Raw genomic sequence first — 12,105 nt, 5'->3', positions numbered from 1 at the left:
CTTGGCGTGAAGATGTATGGCGGCCAGGTCATCAAGGCCGGCAACATCATCGTGCGTCAGCGCGGCACCCAGTTCCACGCCGGTTATGGCGTTGGCATGGGTAAGGATCACACCCTGTTCGCGAAAGTCGAAGGCGTGATCAAGTTCGAAGTGAAGGGCGCGTTCGGCCGTCGCTACGTGAGCGTCGTCGCGGCCTGATCGCGCGATTGCTGGAAAAGCCCTGTCTCGCGACGGGGCTTTTTTGTTTCTGTATGCTCGAGGCTTTTGCAAAGATCTGCCGCTGGACGGTGTTGCCGGTTTTTGCAAAAGTCTTAGGTTCCCTGTGTTATCTAGCCCGTTCTCGTGGCGGGAGGCGTGTCCATGAAATTCGTCGATGAAGTATCGATTTTTGTAAAGGCCGGTGACGGCGGTAACGGTTGCATGAGCTTCCGTCGTGAGAAGTTCATCGAGAATGGCGGTCCCAACGGTGGCGACGGCGGTGACGGCGGCTCCATCTATATGATTGCCGACGAGAACCTCAATACCCTGGTGGACTACCGCTATACCCGGCGCTTCGATGCCGAGCGCGGCTCCAATGGCGGCAGTGCCGACTGCACCGGGCGCAAGGGCGAGGAGCTGGTGCTGCGGGTGCCGGTAGGGACCACGGTGATCGACGCCGCGACCCAGGAAATCATCGGTGACCTGACCAAGGCGGGCCAGCGCCTGCTGGTGGCCCATGGCGGTTGGCATGGTCTGGGTAACACCCGTTTCAAGTCCAGCACCAACCGGGCGCCGCGCCAGACCACCCTGGGCAAGCCGGGTGATTCGCGCGACCTCAAGTTGGAATTGAAGGTGTTGGCCGACGTCGGTCTGCTCGGTTTGCCGAATGCCGGCAAGAGTACCTTTATCCGGTCGGTCTCGGCGGCCAAGCCCAAGGTGGCGGATTATCCCTTCACCACCCTCATTCCCAACCTGGGGGTGGTGAGCGTCGACCGCTACAAGAGTTTTGTGGTGGCCGATATCCCGGGCCTGATCGAAGGCGCTTCCGATGGTGCGGGTCTGGGGATTCGCTTCCTCAAGCACCTGGCGCGTACCCGCTTGCTGCTGCACTTGGTGGACATGGCGCCCCTGGACCTGACCGATCCGGCCGATGCGGCCGAGACCATCGTCAGCGAGCTGACCAAGTTCAGCCCGTCCCTGGCCGAGCGCGATCGCTGGCTGGTGCTGAACAAGTGCGACCAGATCCTGGAAGAGGAGCACGAGGCGCGGGTCAAGGAAATCACCGAACGCCTGGAGTGGACCGGTCCGGTTTATGTGATCTCGGCCATCGCCCGTGAAGGCACCGAGCGCCTCTGTCATGACATCATGCGATACCTCGAGGAGCGTGCGCTGCGCATCGCCGAGGAGCCGCAGTACGCCTCCGAGCTGGCCGAGCTGGATCGGCGCATCGAGGACGAGGCGCGGGCGCAGCTGCAGGCGCTGGATGATCAGCGTACCCTGCGCCGCACGGGCGTGAAGGCCGCGGGCGTCGAGGAAGACGACAGCTTCTGGGACGAGGAAGACGACGAGGATGGGCCGGAGATCATCTACGTTCGCGATTGATACACGACGCCGCCTCACCGCGGCGTTTTGCCGTTTTATTCCAAGGCTGGCGCCGGGCCGGTGCGCTGCCCTCTGACCAAGGTTGGATAACGATGCGGGACAAGGTGACGGGCGCGCGGCGCTGGGTGGTGAAGATCGGCAGTGCGTTGTTGACTGCGGATGGGCGAGGGCTGGATCGCGGTGCCATGGCGGTCTGGGTCGAGCAGATGGTGGCGCTGCGCGAGGCGGGCGTCGAGCTGGTGCTGGTGTCCTCCGGGGCGGTGGCGGCCGGCATGAGCCGCCTGGGCTGGAGTGCCCGGCCGAGCGCCATTCACGAACTGCAGGCGGCCGCCGCGGTCGGTCAGATGGGCCGGGTGCAGGCCTGGGAATCGAGCTTCGCCGTGCACGGTCGGCACACTGCGCAGATCCTGCTGACCCATGACGACCTGTCCGATCGCAAGCGCTACCTGAATGCCCGCAGCACCTTGCGCACCCTGGTCGAGCTGGGCGCCATTCCGGTGATCAATGAAAACGACACGGTGGTCACCGACGAGATCCGTTTCGGTGACAACGACACCCTGGCGGCGCTGGTGGCCAACCTGGTGGAGGCCGACCTGCTGGTGATCCTCACCGACCGTGACGGCATGTACGACGCCGATCCGCGGCATCATCCCGAGGCGCAGCTGATTCACGAGGCGCGTGCCGACGATCCGAGCCTGGATGCGGTGGCCGGCGGTACCGGTGGCGCCCTGGGGCGTGGCGGCATGCAGACCAAGCTGCGGGCGGCGCGCCTGGCGGCGCGTTCCGGGGCGCACACGGTCATAGTCGGCGGTGGCATCGAGCAGGTGCTGGCGCGGCTGCGGCAGGGCGAGCGCCTGGGGACCTTGCTGGCACCCGAGCGCGGCCTGCTGGCGGCGCGCAAGCAATGGCTGGCCGGCCACCTGCAGACCCGCGGCACCCTGGTGCTGGATGCGGGGGCAGTCGCCGCGCTGTCGCAAGGGCATAAAAGCCTGTTGCCGGTGGGGGTCAAGGCGGTGCAGGGCGGTTTCCGTCGTGGTGAGATGGTGGTCTGTGTCGGGCCGGACGGGCGCGAAGTGGCGCGCGGCCTGGCCAACTACAGCGCCCTGGAGGCGCAGAAGATCGTCGGTCAGCCGTCGGACGCCATCGAGCGCCTGCTGGGTTATGTCGACGAGCCCGAGTTGGTACACCGCGACAACCTGATTCTGGTGTAAGCCTGCGGTCCAAAGGAGAGGCATGATGCGCGCTATTCGAATGATGCTCGGTGCCCTGCTGGTGCTGCCAGCGCTGGCGGTGGCCGAGCAGATCGGTGAGGTCTCCACGGTGTTCAAGTGGTTGGGGGCCAACGACAAGGTGGTGCTCGAGGCCTTCGATGACCCCAAGGTGGAGGGCGTGACCTGTTACCTGTCGCGGGCCAAGACCGGCGGCGTCAAAGGCAGCCTGGGTTTGGCCGAGGACCGGGCCGAGGCGTCGATCGCCTGTCGCCAGGTGGGGCCTATCCGCTTTGTGTCCGAGCTGAAGGATGGCGAGGAGGTGTTCAAGGAGCGCACCTCGCTGGTGTTCAAGACCATGCAGGTGGTGCGTTTCTTCGACCGCAAGCGCAATACCCTGGTGTACCTGGTGTACAGCGACCGGGTGATCGAGGGCAGCCCGCAGAATGCGGTGACCGCCATCCCGATTCTGCCCTGGCCGGACAGGTCCTGAGCGCAGCGGTTAAAAAAACCGGAGCCAGGCTCCGGTTTTTTGTGGGCGTTGTGCCTGGCTGGCTGATCGTTCCCACGCTCCGCGTGGGAATGCAGCCCGGGACGCTCGGCGTCCAGTTTGGTGGTGCCGTGAGTGTCTGCAGTGGTGTGTTCTGCATTGATCGTTGCATTGATCGTTCCCACGCTCCGCGTGGGAATGCAGCCTGGGGCGCTCGGCGTCCCTTTGGGAGGCGCCGAGGGTTGGCTCGCAGTCGGTCTGGAAAAATCGAGGCATAAAAAAACCGGCCATCGGCCGGTTTTTTCAGAGCGCATTACATTCAGGCTGCAGCGGCTTCGCCGAGTGCCTTGATGTGTGCGTTCAGGCGGCTCTTATGGCGAGCGGCCTTGTTCTTGTGGATGATGCCTTTGTCGGCCATACGGTCGATTACCGGCACAGCCAGAACATAGGCGGCTTGAGCTTTTTCGTGTTCCTTGGCATCAATGGCCTTGACCACGTTCTTGATGTAGGTACGAACCATGGAGCGCAGGCTGGCGTTATGGCTACGACGCTTCTCAGCCTGTTTAGCGCGTTTTTTGGCAGAAGGTGTATTGGCCACCGTCGAGCTCCTCGAAAAACTTTGGGGAATGACTAAACAAATAAGGCCGCGAATCATGCCGACCCCGGGCTTGGTTGTCAAGCCTGCTTGTGAAAACGGGCAGTGGGCGCACGATCGGTGGATGATTTATTCGGCCTGCGGTTTTACACTCGCCGACTTTGCCGGCCGCGCCTGCTGGCGCCGCTGCCGGGCCGCACAGCCCCTTCAGAAACGAGCCCCATGAATCTACTGAAATCCCTGGCCGCGGTCAGTTCCATGACGATGCTGTCGCGCGTACTGGGGTTTGTGCGCGATACCCTGCTGGCGCGCATCTTCGGTGCCGGGCCGGCGATGGACGCCTTTATCGTCGCGTTCAAGTTGCCCAACCTGCTGCGGCGGATTTTTGCCGAGGGAGCGTTTTCCCAGGCCTTCGTGCCGATCCTGGCCGAATACAAGAGTCAGCAGGGCGAGGAGGCGACGCGGACCTTTATCGCCTATGTGTCGGGCCTTCTGACCCTGGTGCTGGCCCTGGTGACGCTGCTGGGGGTGTTGGCGGCGCCCTGGGTGATCTGGGCCACCGCGCCCGGCTTCAGTGACAGTCCGGAAAAATTCCAGCTTACGGTCGACCTGCTGAGGGTGACCTTCCCCTATATCCTGCTGATCTCGCTGTCCTCCCTGGTGGGGGCGATCCTCAACACCTGGAACCGGTTTTCGGTGCCGGCCTTTGTGCCGACCCTGCTGAACCTCAGCCAGATCGGGTTTGCCCTGTTCCTGACGCCCTATTTCGACCCGCCGATCATGGCGCTTGGCTGGGCGGTGCTGGTGGGCGGGTTGTTGCAGTTGCTTTATCAACTGCCGCACCTGAAGAAGATCGGCATGCTGGTGCTACCGCGGCTGAACCTGCGCGATGCCGGCGTGTGGCGGGTGTTGCGGCAGATGGGGCCGGCGATTCTCGGCGTCTCGGTGAGCCAGATCTCGCTGATCATCAATACCGTCTTCGCCTCGTTTCTGGTGGCGGGCTCGGTGTCCTGGATGTACTACGCCGACCGCCTGATGGAACTGCCCTCCGGCGTGCTGGGCGTGGCGCTGGGGACCATCCTGTTGCCGGTGCTGTCGAAATCCTTCGCCAACAAGGATGCCGCGGAATTTTCGCGGGTGCTGGATTGGGGGCTGCGGCTGTGCCTGCTGCTGGTCTTGCCCTGCGCCCTGGCTTTGGCGCTGCTGGCCGAGCCCCTGACGGTGGCGTTGTTCCAGTACGGCCAGTTCAGCGCCCACGATGCGCAGATGACCCAGCTGGCATTGATCGCCTATGCCGTGGGCTTGACCGGTATCCTGCTGATCAAGGTGCTGGCGCCCGGTTTTTATGCCCAGCGCAATATTCGCACGCCGGTGCGGATCGCGTTCTTTACCCTGGCCATGACCCAGGTGATGAACCTGACGTTTTACCTGACCTTTCCCGACGGTATGCGCCATGCTGGCCTGGCACTGGCCATCGGCCTGGGGGCCTGCCTGAACGCCGGGTTGCTGTACTGGCAGTTGCGCAAACAGGCGTTGTATACCCCGCAACTGGGCTGGTGGCACTTTTTCCTGCGGCTGCTGGTGGCGGTGCTGGTGATGGCGGCCGTGTTGCTGGCCATGCTGCACTGGATGCCGGCCTGGGATCAGGGCGGCATGTTGCAGCGCTTGCTGCGTCTGGGTGCGTTGGTGGGCGGCGGTATTCTGGCCTATTTCGGCATGCTGCTGCTGCTGGGCTTCCGGCTCCGGGACTTTACCCGTCGGGCGTTGTTTTAAGGGCCTGGGGTGGTCCTGAGGGCCATTCAGATGTGTCGCGGGTCCCGCTCCGGACAGTCCTGATGCCTTGTCTGGCGGCTTGCCTGTTGTCCGGAGCCCGGTGCGGTTATAATCGACGACTTTGCGAGCAAGAAGCGTCCTATGCAGCTGGTTCGAGGCCTACACAATCTGCGGCCCCAGCATCTGGGCTGTGTCGCCACCATCGGCAATTTCGACGGGGTTCACCGTGGCCACCAGGCGATCCTGGCGCGTCTGCGTGAACGCGCCGTCGAGTTGGGGGTACCCAGCTGCGTGGTGATTTTCGAGCCGCAGCCGAGGGAATTTTTCGGCCCCGATACGGCGCCTGCGCGCCTGACCCGCTTGCGCGACAAGTTGGACCTGCTGGCCGCCGAGGGCGTCGATCGGGTGCTGTGCCTGGCGTTCAACCGGCGCCTGCGCGAGCTGAGCGCGGCGGAATTCGTGCATGCCGTGCTGGTCGAGGGCCTGGGTGTACAGCACCTGGAAGTGGGGGACGATTTCCGCTTTGGCTGCGACCGCGCCGGCGATTTCGCCTTTCTGCTGCAGGCCGGCGCTACCGAGGGGTTTAGTGTCGAGGCCGCCGCCACCGTCGAAGTCGATGGTCTGCGGGTCAGCAGCACGCGGGTGCGCGAGGCCCTGCTGGCCGCGGATTTTGCGCTGGCCGAACGCCTGTTGGGGCGTCCTTTTCAGATCGCCGGACGGGTGCTGCACGGGCAGAAGCTGGGCCGGCAGCTGGGCACGCCCACCGCCAACGTACAACTCAAGCGCCGCCGCGTGCCATTGACCGGAGTCTACCTGGTCAGCACCGAGGTGGACGGCCGGCCATGGCCAGGCGTCGCCAATATCGGCGTCCGGCCCAGCGTGGCGGGGGATGGCCGCGCGCACCTGGAGGTGCACCTGCTGGATTTTGCCGGCGACCTGTATGACCGGCGTTTGACGGTGGCTTTCCACCACAAGCTGCGAGACGAGCAGCGTTTCGCCTCCCTGGAGGCGCTCAAGACGGCGATTGATGCCGATATCGTCGCCGCCCGTGCCCATTGGCTGGGTCAACCGCTTAACGAAGTGAAGAGCCTGACATGACCGACTACAAAGCCACACTGAACCTTCCGGACACCGCCTTCCCAATGAAGGCCGGCCTGCCCCAGCGCGAACCGCAGATTCTGCAGGGCTGGGACAGCATGGGCCTGTACGGGAAGATTCGGCAGATTGGCGAGGGTCGCCCGAAATTCGTGCTGCACGATGGCCCGCCCTACGCCAACGGCAGCATCCATATCGGTCATGCGGTCAACAAGATCCTCAAGGACATCATCATCCGCTCCAAGACCCTGAGCGGTTTCGATGCGCCCTATGTGCCGGGTTGGGACTGTCACGGCCTGCCGATCGAGCACAAGGTCGAGGTGACCCACGGCAAGAACCTGCCGGCGGACAAGACCCGCGAGCTGTGCCGCGCCTATGCCAGCGAGCAGATCGAGGGCCAGAAGGCCGAGTTTATCCGTCTGGGCGTGCTGGGCGACTGGAGCAACCCGTACAAGACCATGGACTTCGCCAACGAGGCCGGTGAGATCCGCGCCCTGGCGGAAATGGTCAAGGGCGGGTTCGTGTTCAAGGGCCTGAAGCCGGTGAACTGGTGCTTCGACTGCGGCTCGGCCCTGGCCGAAGCGGAAGTCGAGTACGCCGACAAGGCCTCGGCCACCATCGATGTGGCCTTCCCGGCCGCCGATTTGGCGACACTGGCGGCCGCCTTCGGCCTGCCGGCTTTGGCCAAGCCCGCGGCCATCGTGATCTGGACCACCACGCCCTGGACCATTCCGGCCAACCAGGCGCTGAACCTGCACCCGGAGTTCGATTACGCCCTGGTCGACGTCGGCGATCGCCTGCTGGTCCTGGCCGAGGCGCTGGTGGAAGCCTGCCTGAGCCGCTATGGCCTGAACGGTACGGTGCTGGCGACCGCCAAGGGCGAAGCCCTGGAACGGGTCGAGTTCCGCCACCCCTTCTACGACCGCGTGTCGCCGGTGTACCTGGCCGATTACGTCGAATTGGGCGCCGGCACCGGTGTGGTGCACTCCGCGCCGGCCTATGGCGAGGACGACTTCGTCACCTGCAAGCGTTACGGCATGGTCAACGACGACATCCTTACGCCGGTGCAGAGCAATGGCGTCTACGTGCCGACCCTGGAGTTTTTTGGCGGCCAGTTTATCTGGAAGGCCAACCCGCTGATCGTCGACAAGTTGCGCGAGGTCGGCGCCTTGCTGCACACCGAAACCATCAGCCACAGCTATATGCATTGCTGGCGGCACAAGACGCCCTTGATCTATCGCGCCACCGCGCAGTGGTTTGTCGGCATGGACAAGCCACCGGTTACCGGCGAGACCCTGCGCCAGCGCGCGGTCAAGGCCATCGAGGACACGCAGTTCGTGCCGGCCTGGGGCCAGGCGCGCCTGCATTCGATGATCGCCAACCGGCCGGACTGGTGCATCTCGCGCCAGCGCAACTGGGGCGTGCCGATTCCGTTTTTTCTGCACAAGGAAAGCGGCGAGCTGCACCCGCGTACCGTCGAGCTGATGGAGCAGGTGGCTCTGCGCGTCGAGCAGCAGGGCATCGAGGCTTGGTTCAAGCTGGAGGCGGCCGAACTGCTGGGCGACGAGGCGGCGCAGTACGACAAGATCAGCGACACCCTGGACGTGTGGTTCGATTCGGGCACCACTCACTGGCATGTGCTGCGCGGCTCGCACCCGCAGGGCCAGCCCGGCGGCCCGCAGGCCGACCTCTACCTGGAAGGTTCGGACCAGCACCGCGGCTGGTTCCACTCCTCCTTGCTGACCGGTTGCGCCATCGACAACCATGCGCCTTACCGTGAACTCTTGACCCACGGCTTCGTGGTCGACGAGAACGGCCGCAAGATGTCCAAGTCGCTGAACAACGTGGTCGCGCCGCAGAAGGTCAACGATTCCCTGGGCGCCGATATCCTGCGCCTGTGGGTCTCGGCCACCGACTACTCGGGCGAGATGGCGGTGTCCGACCAGATCCTCCAGCGCAGCGCCGATGCCTACCGGCGCATCCGCAATACCGCGCGTTTCCTGCTGTCGAACCTCAGCGGCTTCAACCCGGCGACCGACCTGCTGCCGGCCGACGAAATGATCGCCATCGACCGCTGGGCGGTGGATCGCACCCTGCTGCTGCAACGCGAACTGCAGGAACACTACGGCGAATACCGTTTCTGGAACGTTTACTCCAAGGTGCACAACTTCTGCGTGCAGGAGCTGGGCGGCTTCTACCTGGACATCATCAAGGATCGCCAGTACACCACCGGCGCCGACAGCCAGCCGCGCCGCTCCTGCCAGACCGCGCTGTTCCATATCAGCGAGGCGCTGGTGCGCTGGATCGCGCCGATCCTGGCCTTTACCGCCGACGAGCTGTGGCAGTACCTGCCGGGCGAGCGCAACGAGTCGGTGATGCTCAATACCTGGTACGAAGGCCTGAGCGAACTGCCGGCCGACGTCGCCCTGGATCGCCCGTACTGGGAGCAGGTCATGGCGGTCAAGGTGGCGGTCAACAAGGAACTCGAGACCCTGCGCGCGGCCAAGGCCCTGGGCGGTAGCCTGCAGGCCGAGGTGACCCTGTATGCCGAGGAGGCCCTGCGCGGCGCCCTGGGGCAGTTGGGTGACGAGCTGCGTTTCGCCCTGATCACTTCGGCGGCGGTGCTGGCGCCGTTGGACGAGGCGCCGGCCGAGGCAGTGACCACCGAGGTGGCGGGCCTGAAGCTGAAGATCGTCAAGTCGGCGCACGCCAAGTGCGCGCGCTGCTGGCACCATCGCGCGGACGTCGGTCAGCACGCCGCGCACCCGGAGATCTGCAGCCGCTGTGTCAGCAATATCGAAGGACAAGGCGAGGTGCGTCATCATGTCTGATACCACGTTGCGCAGTCGCCTGGGGAAACTGCCCTGGCTCGGACTGACCCTGCTGGTGCTGGTGCTGGATTTGCTCAGCAAGGCTTACTTCGAAGGCTGGTTGGAAAAATACCAGCAGGTCGAGGTGATTCCCGGTTATTTCAGCTGGACGCTGGCCTATAACACCGGCGCGGCCTTTAGCTTTCTGGCCGATGGCGGGGGCTGGCAGCGCTGGTTCTTCGCCGCGATCGCCCTGGTGGTCAGTGTGGTGCTGGTGATCTGGCTCAAGCGCCTGAAGGCCCATGAGACCTGGCTGGCGGTGGCCCTGGCGCTGGTGCTGGGCGGTGCCCTGGGTAACCTGCATGACCGGATTCTGCTCGGCCATGTGGTCGATTTTATCCTGGTGCACTGGCAGAACCGTCATTATTTCCCTGCCTTCAACCTGGCCGACAGCGCCATCAGTCTTGGCGCGGTGATGCTGGCCCTGGACATGTTCCGCTCCGGCAAGGCCGACAAACGTGGAGCCACCGCCCATGACTGATGCCCTTAGCACAGACACACGGATCGCCGCCCATACCCAGGTGACCCTGCATTTCGCCCTCAAGTTGGACAATGGCGATGTGGTCGACAGCACCTTCGACAAGGCGCCGGCCACCTTCAAGGTTGGCGATGGCAACCTGTTGCCGGGCTTTGAAGCCGCGCTGTTCGGCTTCAAGGCCGGCGATCGGCGCACCGTGCAGGTCGAGCCGGCGAATGCCTTTGGCCAGCCGAACCCGCAGAACGTGCAAGTGATGCCGCGCGCCCAGTTCCAGGACATGGAACTGTCCGAAGGCCTGCTGGTGATCTTTAACGACGCGGCCAATACCGAGCTGCCGGGGGTAGTGAAAGCCTTCGACGAACAGCAGGTGACGATTGACTTCAACCATCCGCTGGCAGGCAAGACCCTGCACTTCGAAGTCGAGATTATTGAGGTCAAGGCGCTCTAAGGGCGTTGTCAATGCCTGGGCGAGCCGAGCGCGGTGCAAGACCGCGCCCTCGGTTGATCCAGATCCGGTTCAGTCGGTAGGCAGTGCCGCCCACCCTGGCGGCGGGCTGAGGTAAACTGGCGCCTATTTCCGCCTTTTCGCCTGTCGAGAACCTCCATGCAGATCAAACTCGCCAACCCCCGTGGCTTCTGTGCCGGCGTCGACCGTGCGATCGAAATCGTCAATCGCGCCCTGGAAGTCTTCGGTCCGCCCATCTATGTGCGCCACGAGGTGGTGCATAACAAGTTCGTGGTGGAAGACCTGCGTGCCCGTGGCGCGGTGTTCGTCGAGGAGCTGGAACAGGTACCGGATAACGTCATCGTCATCTTCAGCGCCCATGGGGTGTCACAGGCCGTGCGCCAGGAGGCCGCAGGCCGGGGTCTGAAGGTGTTCGACGCGACTTGCCCGCTGGTGACCAAGGTGCATATCGAGGTGGCGCGCTACAGCCGTGACGGGCGCGAGTGCATCCTGATTGGCCACGCCGGGCACCCGGAGGTGGAGGGCACCATGGGCCAGTACGATGCCAGCAACGGTGGTGCCATCTACCTGGTGGAAGACGAACAGGATGTGGCGCGGCTGCAGGTGCGCAATCCCGAGGCGCTGGCCTTCGTGACCCAGACCACCTTGTCGATGGACGACACCAGTCGGGTGATCGACGCGCTGCGGGCCAAGTACCCGAGCATCGGCGGGCCGCGCAAGGACGATATCTGCTACGCGACCCAGAACCGCCAGGATGCGGTCAAGCAACTGGCCAGCGAAAGCGATGTGGTACTGGTGGTCGGCAGCCCCAACAGCTCCAACTCCAATCGCCTGCGGGAGCTGTCCGAGCGTCTGGGTACCCCCGCTTACCTGATCGACGGTGCCGAAGACCTCAAGCGCGAATGGTTCGACGGCGTCCAGCGCATCGGCATGACCGCCGGCGCCTCGGCCCCGGAAGTGCTGGTATTGGGGGTCATCGAACAACTGCGCGAATGGGGCGCCAGCGGTGCCGAGGAGCTGCAGGGCAGGGCGGAAAACGTAACCTTTTCGATGCCCAAGGAGTTACGCCTGACAGCGCTTTAGCGAACCCTCGTTGGGCGTTTACCGAGCAAGCCCTGGACTGGCTCACGTCGTTAAGCCCGTGGCGATGAGTCATGTGGTCTTGGGGCCGGTCCTGGATGTAAGGTTCTAGGCCCTATGAAAACAGTTTCTTTAGTCGTCTTTTGTTTGCCCGGCGAGACAGGCCCTGCAACGCGACGTGCAGGCTACAGCATGGCCAAATCCAGTACGCCCGCCCGCGCTGATCGAAAAACCGCCACCGAAATCGGCTATTGGTTCGGCAGCACCACTTTAAATGCCGGGCGATCGGTCGGGTGTTAAGTGGGAAACGGGCCTGAGCGCCGCCTGATCAAGACAGAACGAATACCTTGCCGGCGTGTGCCGATCCCCTGGGAGGCCTTGGCACGCATTTGCGCACCTGCCGCGGGGGTGGCAGCTTACGCATTGAAAGGGGGGGCTGCCAGAGCGCGCTGAGTGCATGGCCGAACTC

11 protein-coding genes are annotated in these 12,105 nt (G+C 64.1%); 10 read left to right on the top strand and 1 reads right to left on the bottom strand.

Features of this window, described 5'->3' with window-relative positions; genetic code table 11:
* The 4 genes from ABWY06_RS24195 to ABWY06_RS24180 all read left to right on the top strand — a co-directional run.
* Positions 1-198, top strand: a 198-nt coding sequence (locus ABWY06_RS24195) for a 50S ribosomal protein L27 (protein WP_353928138.1), incomplete at its 5' end; no start/stop codon positions are given.
* A 162-nt stretch (positions 199-360) separates the two neighbouring features.
* On the top strand, positions 361-1,581 hold the full coding sequence (gene cgtA / locus ABWY06_RS24190) for an Obg family GTPase CgtA (protein ID WP_353928137.1): 1,221 nt from the start codon (positions 361-363) through the stop codon (positions 1,579-1,581).
* A 92-nt stretch (positions 1,582-1,673) separates the two neighbouring features.
* Positions 1,674-2,792 (top strand): glutamate 5-kinase, encoded by a 1,119-nt coding sequence (proB, locus tag ABWY06_RS24185; RefSeq protein WP_353928136.1) that lies wholly within the window; start codon positions 1,674-1,676, stop codon positions 2,790-2,792.
* A gap of 25 nt (positions 2,793-2,817) precedes the next feature.
* On the top strand, positions 2,818-3,282 hold the full coding sequence (locus ABWY06_RS24180) for a CreA family protein (RefSeq protein WP_353928135.1): 465 nt from the start codon (positions 2,818-2,820) through the stop codon (positions 3,280-3,282).
* Between the two features lie 316 nt (positions 3,283-3,598).
* Here ABWY06_RS24180 and rpsT read toward each other — a convergent pair whose 3' ends face one another.
* Positions 3,599-3,877, bottom strand: a complete 279-nt coding sequence (rpsT, locus tag ABWY06_RS24175) for a 30S ribosomal protein S20 (protein ID WP_353928134.1) — start codon at positions 3,875-3,877, stop codon at positions 3,599-3,601.
* 219 nt (positions 3,878-4,096) lie between these two features.
* On the opposite strand from rpsT, the gene murJ reads away from it, so the two are divergent.
* The 6 genes from murJ (at position 4,097) to ispH (ending at position 11,639) form a co-directional block, all read left to right on the top strand.
* Positions 4,097-5,647, top strand: coding sequence for a murein biosynthesis integral membrane protein MurJ (gene murJ, locus ABWY06_RS24170; RefSeq protein WP_353928133.1), 1,551 nt, complete (start codon positions 4,097-4,099; stop codon positions 5,645-5,647).
* Positions 5,648-5,788: 141 nt separating this feature from the next.
* Positions 5,789-6,745, top strand: coding sequence for a bifunctional riboflavin kinase/FAD synthetase (gene ribF, locus ABWY06_RS24165; protein WP_353928132.1), 957 nt, complete (start codon positions 5,789-5,791; stop codon positions 6,743-6,745).
* On the top strand, positions 6,742-9,573 hold the full coding sequence (ileS, locus tag ABWY06_RS24160; RefSeq protein WP_353928131.1) for an isoleucine--tRNA ligase: 2,832 nt from the start codon (positions 6,742-6,744) through the stop codon (positions 9,571-9,573). Before ribF ends, ileS begins: the two co-directional genes overlap by 4 nt.
* On the top strand, positions 9,566-10,093 hold the full coding sequence (gene lspA / locus ABWY06_RS24155) for a signal peptidase II (RefSeq protein WP_353928130.1): 528 nt from the start codon (positions 9,566-9,568) through the stop codon (positions 10,091-10,093). The genes ileS and lspA overlap by 8 nt, the downstream gene beginning before the upstream one ends.
* On the top strand, positions 10,086-10,538 hold the full coding sequence (gene fkpB / locus ABWY06_RS24150; RefSeq protein ID WP_353928129.1) for an FKBP-type peptidyl-prolyl cis-trans isomerase: 453 nt from the start codon (positions 10,086-10,088) through the stop codon (positions 10,536-10,538). The genes lspA and fkpB overlap by 8 nt, the downstream gene beginning before the upstream one ends.
* 156 nt (positions 10,539-10,694) lie before the next feature.
* Entirely contained in the window at positions 10,695-11,639 is a 945-nt protein-coding gene (gene ispH, locus ABWY06_RS24145) for a 4-hydroxy-3-methylbut-2-enyl diphosphate reductase (protein ID WP_353928128.1), read from the top strand.
* Positions 11,640-12,105 lie beyond the last annotated feature (466 nt).

The organism is Pseudomonas sp. (assembly GCF_040514055.1).
GTDB lineage: Bacteria > Pseudomonadota > Gammaproteobacteria > Pseudomonadales > Pseudomonadaceae > Aquipseudomonas.
This window is presented reverse-complemented; position numbering and strand designations above follow the sequence as displayed.